General features: G+C 38.6%; 15 protein-coding genes and 2 tRNA genes. 5 read left to right on the forward strand and 12 right to left on the reverse strand.

The features are described 5' to 3' along the window. Nucleotides 1-61: 61 nt before the first annotated feature. Together B0G92_RS16765 and B0G92_RS16770 are read right to left on the reverse strand one after the other, a co-directional pair. Nucleotides 62-511 (reverse strand): hypothetical protein, encoded by a 450-nt coding sequence (locus B0G92_RS16765; protein WP_143395002.1) that lies wholly within the window; start codon nucleotides 509-511, stop codon nucleotides 62-64. A 270-nt stretch (nucleotides 512-781) separates the two neighbouring features. Then, nucleotides 782-1,060 carry a hypothetical protein gene (locus B0G92_RS16770; RefSeq protein ID WP_101471622.1) on the reverse strand — a complete coding sequence of 93 codons (279 nt, stop codon included), beginning with the start codon at nucleotides 1,058-1,060 and terminating at the stop codon, nucleotides 782-784. Between the two features lie 112 nt (nucleotides 1,061-1,172). On the opposite strand from B0G92_RS16770, the gene proS reads away from it, so the two are divergent. The 4 genes from proS to rpsT all read left to right on the forward strand — a co-directional run bounded on the left by proS (nucleotide 1,173) and on the right by rpsT (nucleotide 3,204). Further along, nucleotides 1,173-2,651 carry a proline--tRNA ligase gene (gene proS, locus B0G92_RS07360; protein ID WP_101471623.1) on the forward strand — a complete coding sequence of 493 codons (1,479 nt, stop codon included), beginning with the start codon at nucleotides 1,173-1,175 and terminating at the stop codon, nucleotides 2,649-2,651. Nucleotides 2,652-2,729: 78 nt separating this feature from the next. Continuing rightward, nucleotides 2,730-2,801, forward strand: a tRNA-Glu gene (locus B0G92_RS07365). 47 nt (nucleotides 2,802-2,848) lie between these two features. Then, a tRNA-Glu gene (locus tag B0G92_RS07370) sits at nucleotides 2,849-2,920 on the forward strand. Nucleotides 2,921-2,952: 32 nt separating this feature from the next. Next, complete coding sequence (gene rpsT, locus B0G92_RS07375; protein ID WP_056071401.1) at nucleotides 2,953-3,204, forward strand: 30S ribosomal protein S20; 252 nt, start codon at nucleotides 2,953-2,955, stop codon at nucleotides 3,202-3,204. Between the two features lie 138 nt (nucleotides 3,205-3,342). Here rpsT and B0G92_RS07380 read toward each other — a convergent pair whose 3' ends face one another. From B0G92_RS07380 to B0G92_RS07395, 4 genes are read right to left on the reverse strand one after another with little or no spacing between them, the layout of a single operon-like run. After that, entirely contained in the window at nucleotides 3,343-3,741 is a 399-nt protein-coding gene (locus B0G92_RS07380) for a response regulator (protein ID WP_056069976.1), read from the reverse strand. 1 nt (nucleotide 3,742) lies between these two features. Continuing rightward, complete coding sequence (locus B0G92_RS07385; protein WP_101471624.1) at nucleotides 3,743-7,240, reverse strand: PAS domain S-box protein; 3,498 nt, start codon at nucleotides 7,238-7,240, stop codon at nucleotides 3,743-3,745. A gap of 6 nt (nucleotides 7,241-7,246) precedes the next feature. Next, nucleotides 7,247-7,675: a response regulator gene (locus B0G92_RS07390; RefSeq protein WP_056069980.1), complete on the reverse strand. Its 429-nt coding sequence runs from the start codon at nucleotides 7,673-7,675 to the stop codon at nucleotides 7,247-7,249. A gap of 43 nt (nucleotides 7,676-7,718) precedes the next feature. Then, complete coding sequence (locus tag B0G92_RS07395) at nucleotides 7,719-9,062, reverse strand: sensor histidine kinase (RefSeq protein ID WP_101471625.1); 1,344 nt, start codon at nucleotides 9,060-9,062, stop codon at nucleotides 7,719-7,721. A gap of 190 nt (nucleotides 9,063-9,252) precedes the next feature. On the opposite strand from B0G92_RS07395, the gene typA reads away from it, so the two are divergent. Further along, nucleotides 9,253-11,049, forward strand: coding sequence for a translational GTPase TypA (gene typA, locus B0G92_RS07400; protein ID WP_056069986.1), 1,797 nt, complete (start codon nucleotides 9,253-9,255; stop codon nucleotides 11,047-11,049). A gap of 84 nt (nucleotides 11,050-11,133) precedes the next feature. On the opposite strand, the gene B0G92_RS07405 is transcribed toward typA, so the two are convergent. The 6 genes from B0G92_RS07405 to B0G92_RS07430 all read right to left on the reverse strand — a co-directional run bounded on the left by B0G92_RS07405 (nucleotide 11,134) and on the right by B0G92_RS07430 (nucleotide 14,911). Next, entirely contained in the window at nucleotides 11,134-11,949 is an 816-nt protein-coding gene (locus B0G92_RS07405; RefSeq protein WP_101471626.1) for a hypothetical protein, read from the reverse strand. A 28-nt stretch (nucleotides 11,950-11,977) separates the two neighbouring features. Further along, the gene (locus B0G92_RS07410; RefSeq protein ID WP_101471627.1) at nucleotides 11,978-12,523 is read right to left on the reverse strand and encodes a dihydrofolate reductase family protein; all 546 of its coding nucleotides are present in this window, start codon (nucleotides 12,521-12,523) and stop codon (nucleotides 11,978-11,980) included. Nucleotides 12,524-12,575: 52 nt separating this feature from the next. Continuing rightward, nucleotides 12,576-13,556, reverse strand: a complete 981-nt coding sequence (locus B0G92_RS07415; RefSeq protein WP_101471628.1) for an alpha/beta hydrolase family protein — start codon at nucleotides 13,554-13,556, stop codon at nucleotides 12,576-12,578. 62 nt (nucleotides 13,557-13,618) lie between these two features. Next, nucleotides 13,619-14,005: a VOC family protein gene (locus B0G92_RS07420; RefSeq protein WP_101471629.1), complete on the reverse strand. Its 387-nt coding sequence runs from the start codon at nucleotides 14,003-14,005 to the stop codon at nucleotides 13,619-13,621. 244 nt (nucleotides 14,006-14,249) lie between these two features. Then, nucleotides 14,250-14,612, reverse strand: a complete 363-nt coding sequence (locus B0G92_RS07425; RefSeq protein WP_056069992.1) for a rhodanese-like domain-containing protein — start codon at nucleotides 14,610-14,612, stop codon at nucleotides 14,250-14,252. Then, nucleotides 14,609-14,911: a DUF3817 domain-containing protein gene (locus B0G92_RS07430; RefSeq protein WP_101471630.1), complete on the reverse strand. Its 303-nt coding sequence runs from the start codon at nucleotides 14,909-14,911 to the stop codon at nucleotides 14,609-14,611. The genes B0G92_RS07425 and B0G92_RS07430 overlap by 4 nt, the downstream gene beginning before the upstream one ends. Between the last annotated feature and the right edge of the window lies 1 nt (nucleotide 14,912).

A 14,912-nucleotide genomic window follows, 5' to 3' on the forward strand; every position in this document is an offset into this window, starting at 1 on the left:
TTCAAAAAAATACCTATGCTATAACTTTTACGTTTAGACATAGGCATTCTGTATCATTAAATTAAGTGTTATCCTCTTCGTCCGCCGCCACCGCCGCCAGATCTTCCGCCGCCGCCATAGGAACCTCCACCTGATGATCTTCCGCCGCCGCTTGAGCTAGGGCTGCTGTATGATGGTCTTGATGGTGCCACATTTTGGCTTCTTGTAGAATTGCTTCGGTTTGGAGTACTGTAATTGTTGCTGTTATTTCTTGTGGTATTATAACTGTTTCGTGTTGTGTTATAATCTCTTGAGCTTGAATTATAGTCTCTTGAATTTGTAGTACTGTTGCTACGGGTTCCGGTTGTGTTATATCTTGTTGAATTTCGGTTGGAATAATAAGTTCCTTCCCCTCTTCTCGAAGTGTTGTATGCATTATTGCTTCTGTAGCTTCTTGTTGCAGAATTGCTTCTGTAATAATTGTTTCTTCCAAAGCTGTTGTTGGCGTAGTAGCTTCTTCTTCCGTTGGCATAAGCGTAGTTATTGTAGTAGTGACCTCCATGCCAGTGGTTCCAACCGCCGTAATAAGGATAGTACCAATTGTTCCAGCCCCAGCCCCAGCCAAGACCCCAACTTGATCCGTACCAGCTATTCCAGCCCCAACCGCCATACCAGCCTCCCCAGCCAAGACCCCAGCCCCAGCCTGGTCCGTACCAATTATTCCAGCCCCAACTATTGTCGTAAATGTTTACAGTTACATTATCAGAGTTGCTTCCCCAGGCAGGATAGGATGCTGCAGTAGCTACATAAGTAGTATCGTTATAAGCCGGTGTGATGCATAATTGTTTGAATCGGTAAAGATTTCAGGATCATCCTGAAGCGATCTGAAATATTCTCTGTAGCCGTTGCTACTTTCATTGTTTGCAGTAGTGTTAGATCTTCTTTCGTTATTGTTGTAAACTCCATCGGAATCATAATAAGATGAATTCTGGTATGACCCACATGAAGTCATAAGAATTGCCAGCAATCCGATTAATGAATAAAGGGATGCTGATTTTGGGGAAATGTAATAAGTTTTCATATCTAGAGCAATTTTATTGTTGGACAATACAAAAGACAATACAAAAATAATTAGTTTTGCTGAATTATCTAGTTAAATAAAGTTAAACAATATTTGTGCCAAACTATTCAATATGAGTAAGAACCTTACAAAAAGATCAGAAGATTATTCCAAATGGTATAATGAACTGGTAGTAAAAGCAGATTTAGCCGAAAATTCAGGGGTTAGAGGCTGTATGGTTATCAAACCATACGGTTATGCCATCTGGGAAAAGATGCAGGCGGAGTTAGACAGAATGTTCAAAGAAACCGGACATCAGAATGCTTATTTCCCGCTATTTGTACCCAAAAGCATGTTTGAGGCTGAAGAGAAAAATGCAGAAGGTTTTGCTAAAGAATGCGCAATCGTTACTCATTATAGATTAAAAAATGATCCGGATAAACCGGGGAAATTAATGGTGGATCCTAATGCCAGGCTGGAAGAGGAATTGATTGTCCGTCCAACGAGCGAGGCTATTATCTGGTCTACTTATAAAGGGTGGGTACAGTCTTATAGAGATTTGCCACTTCTGATTAACCAGTGGGCAAACGTAGTGCGCTGGGAAATGAGAACCCGTTTGTTTTTGAGGACGGCCGAATTTTTATGGCAGGAAGGACATACGGCTCATGCGACACAAAGCGAAGCGATAGCAGAATCAGAACAAATGATGAATGTGTATGCTGATTTTGTACAGAATTTTATGGCCATTCCTGTAATCAAAGGAGTAAAGACGGAAACGGAGCGCTTTGCCGGAGCAGTAGAAACCTATTGTATAGAAGCCTTGATGCAGGACGGAAAGGCCCTGCAGGCCGGTACATCCCATTTCTTAGGGCAAAATTTTGCGAAAGCTTTTGATGTTAAATTTGCCAATGCAGAAGGAAAGCAAGAGCATGTTTGGGGAACTTCCTGGGGTGTTTCGACACGTCTGATGGGAGCTTTGGTTATGACGCATTCTGATGATAACGGATTGGTTTTGCCTCCAAATCTGGCGCCAATTCAAGTCGTGATTGTTCCTATCTACAAAACGGATGAAGAATTTGCAGCCATAACTGAAGCTGCAAATACATTAGTGTCACAATTGCGAAAACTAAGAATTTCTGTCAAGTTCGATGACAGGACGACCCAGAAGCCAGGATTTAAATTTGCGGAATGGGAATTAAAAGGTGTTCCTGTTAGGGTAGCAGTTGGTCCGAAAGATTTGGAGAACGGAACTTTTGAGGTGGCAAGAAGAGATACTTTGTCTAAAGAAGTCGTTTTAAAGGATAATATAGTAAGCCATATTAACGGCCTGTTGGAAGAAATTCAGGATAGTTTGTTTAGTAAGGCATTGGAATACAGGGATACACATATCACCGAAGTAAATTCCTTTGATGAGTTTAAAGATGTTTTAGAGAATAAAGGAGGTTTTATTGCGGCTCATTGGGATGGAACTCCTGAGACAGAAGAGAAAATCAAAGACCTTACTAAAGCAACAATCAGGTGTATTGCTTTGGATAGAGTAGAAGAGTCCGGAAGCTGCGTGTTTACTGGAAAACCTTCTGTTGGAAGAGTGCTTTTCGCAAAGGCATACTAAAAAAAATAAAAAAAAATTGAGGTAGCTATTGTGCGAATAAAAAATAGTTGTATTTTTGCATCCGCATTAGAGAAGCAAGGCCCGTTCGTCTATCGGTTAGGACGCCAGGTTTTCATCCTGGTAAGGGGGGTTCGATTCCCCCACGGGCTACAAGTTCAAAGTTTATTGAAAGTATAAACTAACTTAGAAGGATTCAAGGTCCGTTCGTCTAGGGGTTAGGACGCCAGGTTTTCATCCTGGTAACAGGGGTTCGATTCCCCTACGGACTACAAAAAAACATTTAAAGAAAAAAAGGAAGAAAATGGCAAATCATAAGTCAGCTCTAAAAAGAATCAGAAGTAACGAAAAGAAAAGAGTATTAAACAGATACCAACACAAAACTACTCGTAATGCGATCAAAGCTTTGCGTTTGGCTACTGATAAATCTGATGCTGCTGCAAAACTATCAGGTGTTATTTCTATGATTGATAAATTGGCTAAGAAAAATATTATCCACAATAATAAAGCTGCCAATTTAAAATCTAAATTGACTAAACACGTTTCTGCTCTTTAATCAGGTGCTGAATCGCTAAAATATAAAATGCCCTCATCAGAGGGCTTTTTTTATATTCGTATTTCGAGTCACTAACGAGATATGGACCAAGTTTTAAAATTACCAAAATAAAAAAGCTCTCAATTTTGAGAGCTTTTTTTATAATTTGTCTTTGAGGTCTTCCAGCATTTCTTTTGTAATGGGCTTAGACAAGAAGTCGATTACAATGGGATAGGTCTTTGATTTTTCAATATCTGTCGGGTCAATAGTAGATGAAAGTACAATAACCTTTGTTTTTGTATTGAATTCCTGATACTCCTTTTTAGTAAAATTGTCGAGAAATTCCCAACCACCCATAACCGGCATGTTCAGGTCTAAAAAGATAAGTTCAGGACAATGGGTTTCATTATTAGCTTTAAGCTTTTCATAATAGTCCATAGCCTCCTGGCCATTTTTTGCAGTAATTATTTCTTCTGTAAAAGACGCTTTGGCAATTACCATCTTATAAAGCATTAGAGTAATTGGATCATCATCCACACATAAGATTTTATGTAGCATTTTATTCCTTTTTGAATGTTAATGTAAACTTAGTTCCTTTATTTACCTGGCTTTGAACATCAATTGTTCCGCCCATCGTTTCAACTTGAGATTTGACAAGATATAACCCGAGTCCTTTACTGTCCGGATAATTATGGAATCTTTGGTATAGCCCGAAAATCTTGTCTTTATTTCGTTCAATATCGATTCCTATTCCGTTGTCCTCAAAGGTAAGAATTGTCTTATCAACTTTCTCCTTTGTAGTGATAGTTATTTTTAATTTTTTTGCAGGATTCCTATATTTTATGGCATTTGTAAGCAAATTCAACATGATGCTTTCCAGATAAGCCTTGTTCATGTTTGAAAGCGAGTCGTTTTCAAGATTGATTTTCAGGATTGGCTGGTGCAGGTTTATAAGATAGCTTAGCTGGTCAAAAACAGTTTCGAATACTTCACTGAAAAGAACTTCTTCTTTCTGGATAGACGGATTGTCTTTGATAATAACAACTTTGACAAGGTCATTTATGGTTTCGTTTAGAAGATGGGTAGACTTTGTAAAGCCATTGAGTATGAGTTTCAGGTCGTCATTTTCTATAGGAATATCTTCAATCAGGTTCAAAAGCCCGGTTAGGTTGGATAACGGCGCCCTGAGATTGTGTGATGTTATATAAGAGAACTGTTTTAAATCCTTATTGTTTTGTGTTAATTCACGGATGAGCTGTTCCCGTTCTTTTTCCTGTCTTTTCAGAAGGGTAATGTCCCGCTGTATCGAAATCCAGTGTGAAAGCTGTCCTTCTTTGTTTGTAATTGGAATCATGGAAAAGCTGACCCAGTATTCTTCACCATTCTTTTTGTAGCTAATGGTTTCAATCTGTGTTTCCTCTTCATTTTTGATAGCCGTAACCAGTTTTTTCAATTCCGATTCGTCAGAATTTTTACCTCTGAAGAGTAATGGTGATTTTCCAATGACTTCAGATGCCTTGTAGCCGGACATTTCTGCAAATGCCTGATTGGCAAAGATAATTTTTGGAATAGAAGTTTCAGAAGTATCATTGTCTGTAATGATGACCGCATCTTTGGCCTGTGTAATAACAGTTTCCAGAAGCTTTAGTCGCTGTTCTTCCTCTTTCTGCTTGGTGACATCCTGCATGGAACCAATCATTCGTATTGGTTTACCATTGCTGTTTTTAATCAGGAAGCCTCGGTCAAAAACGTGTTTGTAGGTACCGTCAATACATTTGAAACGGTATTCATCCTGCCATTTTTCAACTTTTTTCTCAAGAAAATTGTATAGTTTAACCGATACTCTAAGGCTGTCTTCCGGATGTATTCTGTCAAACCACCATTTTGATGTATCGCCAACATCTTCTTTTTTGTATCCAAAAACACTGCGGATTCCTTTGTTCCATTGAAAATCATCTTCCTGAATTTTCCAATCCCAAATGGTGTCACTGGTTGCTTTGGCAACAATGTCATAGCGGTCTATGGCTTCTTTTAATTCTTCGCCGGCCCGTCTGTTTTCAATCACTACGCCTACCAGATTGGCAATGCGGTCGAGCAGATAGATTTCATTAGGATTAGGCTCTCTGTTGGTTTTGTAATAGGTTACGAAACTGGCCAGACTGGAACCGTCTGTTTTTCTAATCGGGATCGACCAACAGGATTTTAGACCATTGGCTATGGCAGCCGGAGCAAAATTTTTGCAGAGTGGTTCTTTTTCAATATCGGAAATAAAAGCACTTTCGTTTTTAAAGATACTTTTTTTCGAATCAATATCGTTTATAGATTCGATATAACCTTTTGGAAGCGAATTGCCTACAAAGTGTTTTATCTTATGGTTTTTGATTTCAATAATGGAGCATAAGGCATCCGGCATCAAAGTTTCGATGTTTTGGATTACTTTCTCCAAAACGTCCTTTAATGATTTGTTGGGTTCCGCATTAAGCCTGTAGGTGTCTTTTTCAAATGCAAGTATGGTTTCCTGGAACCTGCGTGTTGTAATATCCTGAAGGGCACCTATTTTTTTAACCTGTTTGCCATCTTCCCATATCAGGTCAAAGCGGTCCAAAACATGGGCATAGGTGTCATCCTGTTTGCGGAAACGGTATTCTATTTCATGGTGCGAACCTGAAGAATCTTCTTTTATAGCGGCAATTTTTTCCCTGACTTCCTCTCTTTCGTCAGGATGCAGCCGGGATACCCAAAAATCCAAATCCAGATACTGCTGGTCTTTAAAATCAAATCCGAATATTTTTTTGTAATTGGAGCCTGCAATGTATATTTTCTTTGTTTCAGCATCGAATTCATATATCGCATCACTTGTTGCCTTTGCGATAGCTTCATAGCGAAGGTTGCTTTCCTTGATTTTAAGTTCGTTTTCAATCCTTTCGGTTACATCACGCGCATTGAGTACAATTCCGTTAACTGCGGCATTGTCTCTCATGTCGATGACATTGGCTTCGAGCCATCGCCAATTGTCGTTTATACCAATGTATCGGAACGGCCGGGTGGCAATGCGTTTTTCTGTTTTTAATCTGGAAAATTCCTGTTTGAAAATTTCCTTTTCGTCCGGGTGAAGCTGGTCGAAGGCATTGAGACCGATGTAATCATCCGGATTTATTCCGTAATTGGTCTGAACATTCGGGCTGATATAAGTAAATACGCCATCAGTGTCAAGAATGGAAATCAGTTCTGAACCGTCCTGAACCAGGGCTTTGAACCTTTGTTCGTTCAGTTCATTCTCTTTTTCGGTTTTAAGTCTTTCTGTAACGTCTGTTACTAATACAAGTCGGGCTCTTTTTCCATTGAAATTAATTTCATTGCCTTGGGTAATGACATCAATTGTTTCGCTATTTTTTGTGGTATGTTTGAAAGACATTTCCACAAATTTTCCATTTTCCCTAAGTGATTTTACTAAAGCCATGGCTTTTTCAGTGTCATCTTTGGCTACAAGGGTGGAAGCTTTCAGATTTAGGAATTCTTCTCTGGTATAGCCGTATTTTCTTATAGCGGCATCATTGGCATCCAAAACATGTAGCGTTTCAATGTCATAGACTAGTTTTGGCAGCGGACTGTATTGAAAAATATCTTTGTATTTTTTTTCTGAATCGCTCAGCTTCTGTGCTATTTTCTTGCGTTCGATATTGTAGAGTATCGTTTTGAAAAGCAAAGAAGCGTTCAGGTCTTCTTTCTGCAGGTAGTCGGAAACTCCATACGAAAGTGACTTGATGCTGAATTCCTTGTCAGAAAATCCGGTTAGTATGATTATCGGAATGTCTCTCGATATGGGGATGATTTCATTCAAAAGCCGTTCGCCTTCTCCGTCGGGAAGAATCAGGTCCAGAAAAATAATATCTATTTTTTCTTCCGTATTCAGAATGTTCCGGGCTTCTTTGAGATTCCTGGCCTCATAAAAAACGGGATGACGGAATTCTTCTCTTATATAATCTTTAATCAGCACCAGGTCGCCCTGATTGTCTTCGATTATTAAAAAGTGAATACCTTCTTTTTGAAACGTCATCGGTTACTATTTTTTAGGCAGTTGAACCATTGATAGCCAGAACTCTTCAATTGCGGCTACCGTCTCCAAAAAATTATCGGCTTCGATGGGTTTTGTTATAAAGCAATTTACGTGGTTTTGATAGCTCTTCAGTATGTCGCTTTCAGATGACGATGTGGTTAGCATAATTACAGGTATATGTTGAATTTGGGGATTCGATTTAATTCTGGCCAAAACTTCATGGCCGTTTAGTTTTGGGAGGTTTATATCCAGAAGGATGAGGTCTGGCATTATAGCATTTTTATAAGCTCCCTTTTTTTCTAAAAACTGTATAGCCTCCCATCCATCTTTTACGACTGAGATTTCTTTTCGTATACTGCCATAGCCCAGGGCTTCTCTTGTTAGCAGGATATCGCCTTCATTGTCTTCAATCAGTAAAATAACAATTGATTCCATTGGGCACAGATTAGAATTTAACAAATATAATAAAACTATTCACTTATTTGCTTACAGTAAAATAAAATGTGCTGCCCTGACCTTCTTCTGATTCTACCCAGATTTTTCCACCTTGGGCTTCTATGATTTTTTTACAGATTGCCAAACCAATCCCGGTTCCTGAATATTCATGTTTGGCATGAAGCCGTTGGAAAATGACGAATATTTTTTCACTGAACATAGGGTCTATCCCAATTCCGTTATCCTTAACCAGAAAAAGCCAGCGGTTATCCAAATCCTGATATGTTATTTCTATTAATGGTGGCTCTGATTCGCTGTGGTATTTTAGGGCATTGCTGATTAGGTTCTGAAAAACAAGCTGTATTGGTGTTTTACGGTTTTGGATAGTAGGCAGATGGCTCCATTTTATAATTGCCTTGCTTTCTTTTATAAAAGTTTCGTGATAATTGACAACTTCTTCAATTAGCGTATTGAGGTCGATTGTTTCGATGGTCTGGTCGAATTTCCCAACTCTGGAATACTCCAGAAGGTCAAGTATAAGATTGCGCATCCTGTGAGAACCGTCAACGGCATAATGAATGTATTCTTTGCCTTTGTCATCCAGTTTGTCATTGTATTTTCTTTGGATTTCTGATAAAAATCTTGTTATCATGCGTAAAGGCTCCTGCAGGTCGTGTGAAGCAATATAGGCAAATTGTTCCAGCTCGGCATTGGAAACAGCAAGCTCTTCCATTCTTTTGTTAAGTTGAAGATTAAGCTGTTTGAGTTGCTCTTCATTGATTTTCCTTTCTGTAATGTCTTCCAGAGAACCTATCATGCGGAGGGGTTTCCCTTTTTTGTTGAATAGGATATATCCCCGGTCATATATATACCGGATGTCTCCGGATTCTGTAATGATGCGGTATTCGTCTGACCATTTTTCTTTATTTGAAGTTTCGATAAACTTGTCGAATCTTTTTGCAACCCGTTCTTTGTCTTCCGGATGAATTTTGTTAGTCCACCAGGTACTGTGGTTTTCAAGTTCCGGATAGCCAAAGATTCTTGTAAGCGATTCACCCCAGATAACCCTGCCTTTCTTAAAGTCCCAGTCCCAGATAATATTGTTGGTTGCTTTGGTTACTACGGTATATCTGTTATTGGAAAGGGTAAGTTCTTCTGTAATGTTTTTTAGCCTGTTGAGGTATTTCTGGTTTTTGTTTTCATATCTCCTGAGCATTACCCAGAAGAGAGCTCCCGAGGCTACAATAAAACCAATTCCTTTAAGCGTTTGGAAGAGAATGCTGTCGCCATTAAAACCAAAATAGGCAAATGAGCGGTCACTGACTAAAATCCATAGGATTCCAATCACAAGATAGATGGAGATTATTTTATTGGAAGGTTTGTACATGGGGTATGTTCTTCATTGTAAAGATAAAGGTAAAACTCTTTTTGTTCAGATTATTTATGTTAAAAAATTGGGTTAGGTGCTAATTATGGAATCCTGAGTTACTGGCTTATTATGAATAAGTTAAGTCCATAGGAAAAAACATTTTTTATGTCAAAATAATGTGTAAATTTGCACCTTCAAAAAAAATCAGATGGAATCTATCAGAAACATTGCAATTATTGCCCACGTCGATCACGGTAAGACTACTTTGGTTGATAAAATTATGTACCATTGCCAGCTTTTCCGCGAAAACGAAAATACGGGAGACCTGATTCTTGACAATAACGATTTGGAGCGTGAGAGAGGTATTACGATTACTTCTAAAAACGTTTCTGTTGTTTACAAAGGAACAAAAATCAATATTATCGATACTCCGGGTCACGCGGATTTTGGAGGCGAGGTTGAGCGTGTCCTGAATATGGCCGATGGTGTTTGCCTTTTGGTAGATGCTTTTGAAGGTCCTATGCCGCAAACGCGTTTCGTGTTGCAAAAAGCAATCGATCTTGGATTGAAACCTTGCGTGGTAATCAATAAAGTAGACAAGGAAAACTGTACTCCTGAGGAAGTACACGAAAAAGTTTTTGACCTGATGTTTGAACTTGGTGCTACTGAAGAGCAATTGGATTTCCCAACGGTTTATGGTTCTGCAAAAAACAACTGGATGTCTGAGGATTGGAAACAACAGACTCAAAATATTGAGCCTCTTTTGGATATGGTTATCCAGCATGTTCCTGCTCCAAAAGTTTCTGAAGGAACACCACAAATGTTGATTACATCTTTAGACTTTTCATCTTTTACAGGACGTATTGCTATTGGACGTCTTGAAAGAGGGATATTGAAAGAAGGAATGCCTATTTCTTTGGTAAAAAGAGATGGTAAAGTTATAAAATCACGTATCAAGGAACTTCACACTTTTGAAGGACTTGGCCGTAAAAAAGTGGAGCAGGTAGTAGCAGGTGATATTTGTGCAATTGTTGGTGTTGAAGGTTTTGAAATTGGTGATACCATTGCCGATTTTGAAAATCCGGAAGCATTACAGACTATTGCTATCGATGAACCTACGATGAGTATGTTATTTACGATTAACGATTCTCCTTTCTTTGGAAAAGAAGGTAAGTTCGTAACTTCAAGACATATTCGTGAGCGTTTGACAAAAGAGTTGGAGAAAAACCTTGCAATGCGTGTTGGTGAGACTGATTCTGCTGATAAGTTCATGGTTTTTGGTCGTGGAGTTCTTCACTTGTCAGTTCTTATTGAAACAATGAGAAGAGAAGGTTATGAATTACAGATTGGTCAGCCTCAGGTAATCATTAAAGAGGTTGATGGTGTGAAATGCGAGCCTATTGAAGAATTGACAATCGACCTTCCGGAAAATCTTTCAGGAAGAGCAGTAGAATTTGTGTCTGTACGTAAAGGCGAAATGCTTTCTATGGAAGGAAAAGGAGACAGGATGGTTGTGAAATTTAATATTCCTTCACGTGGAATCATCGGTTTGCGTAACCAGCTATTGACAGCTACAGCAGGTGAGGCCATCATGGCACACCGTTTCATAGGTTATGAGCCATACAAAGGAGAGATTCCGGGAAGAAATAACGGTTCATTGATTTCTATGGAAAATGGTAAGGCAATTCCTTATTCTATCGATAAATTACAGGACCGAGGTAAATTCTTTGTAGATCCAAACGAAGATATCTATGAAGGTCAGGTAATTGGCGAGAATACACGTAGCGATGATATGACTGTAAACGTAACTAAAACGAAAAAACTTTCTAACGTTCGTTCTTCAGGAGCGGACGAAAAGACAAGAATCGTTCCGGCTATCAAGTTCTCATTAGAAGAGGCGCTTGAATACATCCAGAAAGATGAGTATGTTGAGGTTACGCCAAAATCTTTACGTTTGAGAAAGATTTACTTAAATGAAAATGACAGAAAACGTTTTAAATTCTAATCCGTTTTCCTGATATACAAAAGCCATTCTGAAAAGAATGGCTTTTTTTATGATAGTTGTCTAACCCTTTTGAGTATTTTGCTCTTATATACATTCTTCGTCCAGATGAACCCATTTGCATTTCCATTGTCCGTTAACGTTGATGTATAATCTTTTATAAACAGCCATTTCTTCTACTGTTTCAATATAGGTGAAAATATCAGGAATACTGTCACCATTGATGTCATAACCTGTTCCCTGAATTGTTTTCCCGTTTTTGTTCTTTATTTCTGCTTCACTGCTTTTAATCTTGCTGTTTTCCCTATACGGAATAATGGCCAAACCGTTCGGATTAACTACGCTGCTTTCAGTAACAGTGTTGATTTTTTGAAAAGATACGCTTGGAAAAGAGATTGTTCCCGGACAATCTGTATCTTCAATCACATACCAGTCAGTTATTGCCGACTTATAGGTTCTATTGTCCAGCCAGATAAGTCCGTCAATTGTTTGATTCCATATTATTTTGGTGCCTTTATAATCTTTGTCGGCTTTGACTCCTTTTTTTAAGGTTGTGTTGCTGTTTTGGGCAAGCAGGAAATCAACCAGAGCGAAATTGTCGTCCCAAACAAAAGGAATGTCCAGGCCACTAATTTGCAGTGGACAAATAAAATAACTGTTTTCATTTTCCTTCGTAAAGAAAGAAGGTTGGGTGGGTTCAAGCACAGGATTTTGCTTTACCCATTTGTTACCGATTATCTTTTTCAGGCTGTCCAGGGTTGGTTGCAAATTGACGGCTATTTCCTGCGGTTTTTCAACAGTCTTTTGCGAATTTTCTGTTGGTATAGGTGTTTTTGGCTTTTGTTCACAGGAAAAAAGAGTTGCCAGTAATAGAGCCGTTGCAATAGTGGTTATCCGTTTCATTTGATTTTTTGATGATGATTGTTTTATACTACCGAACCGGTTCGTAGATTAGCTGTACGACGCCAGACTGAAAAGTGTTGGTTTTGAGAAGTTTCAATTCTACCCGTTGTTTGAGGTCTTCAAATAAAGGTTTACCGCTACCTAAAGCCACCGGATGTACGGATATCCTGTAAATATCGATAAGCCCTGACTGTATGAAGGTTTTGATAAGTCCGGCACCACCATACAGCCAGATATCTTTTCCGTCCTGTTGCTTGATTTCGGCTACTTTTTCAACTATGTCAGAACTGATAAAGGTGGCGTTTGGGTCTTGCCGTTTCTGACCGGAGAAAACAAATTTGTTTTTTGAATGGACACCCTGCCATAGTTTTTGTTCTGCAATACCGGCTCCTTCTTCCGGCTGATAGTTGCCCCAGACATCATAACTCGCTCTTCCGTAGAATATGGTATCTATGCTGTCAAGGAAGCCGTCAAAATCCATATCTTCATCCATAATGCACCAATCGATTTCTCCGTTTGGTCCTTCAATAAATCCGTCGAGTGTTACGGCCAGGTCTAAAATTACTTTTTTCATTGGTTATTGGTTTTGATTGGAGTAGTTTTAAAGGTATGTAATTTTTTTCTGTTTATTGGTTGAACCATTGGAGTGTTTTTTCAATAACCATTCTCCAGCCATCTGTTTGGGGCTGGTCTGATATATTAAAGGAATGGTCGGCATTGTTTATAAGTTCCAAACGTATATTTTTTCCTTTGGAGAGTAATGTAGTATAGGCTATTGTTGCCGATTCAGGATAAACGGCCTTGTCTGCTGTTCCTTGCAACAGGAGTATTTTTCCGTTGTATTTTTCCAGTTCGTCAATAACCGAAGTTTTTAACATACTCGACCATCGGAGATAGGAGAATCCCCAGAAATTTTTAGTGGTATTGTTGGGGTCAGAGAGTATATCGTTCCATGTGTTTTTTACGTAATCGATACGTTGTTCCGGTAACGGCATATTATGTTCTTCGGTATTAAAAAAAGTGCCGTCTTCTGCAAATTTATACAGGCTATACAATTGCGACGGACCTTCTCCGGCTAATATGGCAACATGACTAACGGTATCTTTCATCAGGGCAGCTACTCTCGAAACAACAATGCCTCCTTCAGAATGTCCGGCAATGAGTATTTTGCGATTGTCAATGTATTCCTTCTTAAGGACGTAATTGATGGCATTTGTGATAGTATTGCTCCAGTTTTCTAAAGAAAATTTTTTATCAAAATTTTTAGACCCGTCTTGAAGATATTTTACACCCGGTTTTTCAATAATCAGTACCTTAAATTTTTCCTGCGCGACTGTATACCATGAGCTGTGTCCGTTGGTAGGAACTACTTTTCCATTTCTCATGGCAAACAGTGAGTTTTTGCCAGAGCCCTGAACATATACCACCAAAGGTAATTTTTCTTTTGAAGCTGTTACAGAAAGATAGAATGTAAGTGTGTCCTTTTTGTTTTGGATTTCGTATTTGTCATACGGCAAGTCAGGCAGGTATTCTATTTTGGCTTTTTGGGCGTAAAGCGAAGAAACCGCCAGTAGGCAAAAAATGAGAGTTTTGATTTTGATGTGCATTCTGATTGATGTTTGCACCAAATATAAATATTTATTGTAGGATTATATGGGCAGTTGACTCTTTACATATAAAACAAATTGAATTTATGTTCGTCAGGGTCAGAGAAAACAAACCCATAATATCCTTTTCCAAATTCTTCTGCTTCGGAAATAATTGTCCCGCCTGCACTTTTAACTGCTTCCTGCCATTGGTTTACTTCTTCTTTGCTTTCGGCAGAAAGGGTAAATATTATTTCGTTGCCCTGTTTTGGGTCGGTTAATTCTATTTTGGTATTGGATTTAAGGATTTCCTTTAAAAAGAAATGGATGATAAAATTGTCATCGCCAACCAAAAAACTGGTCAGTTCTTTAGAAACTCCATTTGGTTGAAAGCCTATTTGAGTATAGAATTCAGTTGTGCGTTCTAAATCTTCAACACCCAGATTGGCCCAGATTTTTCTTGTTTTCATAAAACGTTTTATGGTTTATTTGCTGTCGGGGTATAACAAAGATAAGTAATGAATTGACTTTTTATTTGTTATAATCAGCTAACTTCGCCAGTAGCTTTTATTTTTAGCACTTATTCGGGTAGTTGAACAGATTTTAAAGTCACAATACCCAAATAAAAAGAATTGAAATAAGCATCTTTTAGTGCTGTCACTTTTAAGACAAAACAGATTAACTTAGGACTCAGAACCTCAGAATCTTAATGCCTTAGTGCCTAAAAAAAACACTTTCCTGTAAATCATTCCACGCACCTCCGTTATATACTTTCTTAAATCCTTTTTCTTTCAGGATATTTTCGGCCTTGACACTGCGAAGACCATGCGAGCATACGGTGATATAGGTTTTTGCAGTGTCGAGTTCAGTATAGCGATTACGGATTTCACCTAAGGATATATTGAGCGAACCTTCGATATGGCCCATCTTATATTCATTTTCTGTGCGTACGTCGAGAATAATGGCTCCTTCAGATAATAACTTGTCCAATCCTTTGTCTAAAGTGTAAATTCTGTAAATACGATATCCGATATAGATTAGAAGCAATACACCAACAATAATAATTATCCGTTTCATATTTTTCTTAGGATTTTACGGTCTATATAAAAGGTGCCAAAAGGAATAATACACGCCAATAGGACTTTGTAGGTCGTTTTTCTGAACTGCCATTGCTGCTCGACTCCAACGCTTAGGGTGTTTATTATAAAGAGCAGGAACAAGGCACCGTGGGTGGGTCCTATTATTTTTGAAAGCGAAGGATTTTCCGTTGCATATTTTAAGGGTACGGCTATAAAAAGAAGTACGAGCAGGGAAAGGCCTTCGACATAGCCAAGAAGCCGGAGGCGTCCGATAGGAGTTTTTAGTAGTGTAAGCATA

This window comes from Flavobacterium lindanitolerans (genome assembly GCF_002846575.1).
Lineage (GTDB): Bacteria > Bacteroidota > Bacteroidia > Flavobacteriales > Flavobacteriaceae > Flavobacterium > Flavobacterium lindanitolerans.

What these genes read in the sequence shown, in the direction of transcription:
- B0G92_RS07410 (WP_101471627.1), bottom strand. Translation starts at nt 12,523, where the DNA reads ATGAAAAAAGTAATTTTAGACCTGGCCGTAACACTCGACGGATTTATT.
- B0G92_RS16770 (WP_101471622.1), bottom strand. Translation starts at nt 1,060, where the DNA reads ATGAAAACTTATTACATTTCCCCAAAATCAGCATCCCTTTATTCATTA.
- typA (WP_056069986.1), top strand. Translation starts at nt 9,253, where the DNA reads ATGGAATCTATCAGAAACATTGCAATTATTGCCCACGTCGATCACGGT.
- B0G92_RS07380 (WP_056069976.1), bottom strand. Translation starts at nt 3,741, where the DNA reads ATGCTACATAAAATCTTATGTGTGGATGATGATCCAATTACTCTAATG.
- B0G92_RS07420 (WP_101471629.1), bottom strand. Translation starts at nt 14,005, where the DNA reads ATGAAAACAAGAAAAATCTGGGCCAATCTGGGTGTTGAAGATTTAGAA.
- B0G92_RS07415 (WP_101471628.1), bottom strand. Translation starts at nt 13,556, where the DNA reads ATGCACATCAAAATCAAAACTCTCATTTTTTGCCTACTGGCGGTTTCT.
- B0G92_RS07405 (WP_101471626.1), bottom strand. Translation starts at nt 11,949, where the DNA reads ATGAAACGGATAACCACTATTGCAACGGCTCTATTACTGGCAACTCTT.
- B0G92_RS16765 (WP_143395002.1), bottom strand. Translation starts at nt 511, where the DNA reads ATGCCAACGGAAGAAGAAGCTACTACGCCAACAACAGCTTTGGAAGAA.
- B0G92_RS07395 (WP_101471625.1), bottom strand. Translation starts at nt 9,062, where the DNA reads ATGTACAAACCTTCCAATAAAATAATCTCCATCTATCTTGTGATTGGA.
- rpsT (WP_056071401.1), top strand. Translation starts at nt 2,953, where the DNA reads ATGGCAAATCATAAGTCAGCTCTAAAAAGAATCAGAAGTAACGAAAAG.
- B0G92_RS07425 (WP_056069992.1), bottom strand. Translation starts at nt 14,612, where the DNA reads ATGAAACGGATAATTATTATTGTTGGTGTATTGCTTCTAATCTATATC.
- B0G92_RS07385 (WP_101471624.1), bottom strand. Translation starts at nt 7,240, where the DNA reads ATGACGTTTCAAAAAGAAGGTATTCACTTTTTAATAATCGAAGACAAT.
- proS (WP_101471623.1), top strand. Translation starts at nt 1,173, where the DNA reads ATGAGTAAGAACCTTACAAAAAGATCAGAAGATTATTCCAAATGGTAT.
- B0G92_RS07390 (WP_056069980.1), bottom strand. Translation starts at nt 7,675, where the DNA reads ATGGAATCAATTGTTATTTTACTGATTGAAGACAATGAAGGCGATATC.
- B0G92_RS07430 (WP_101471630.1), bottom strand. Translation starts at nt 14,911, where the DNA reads ATGCTTACACTACTAAAAACTCCTATCGGACGCCTCCGGCTTCTTGGC.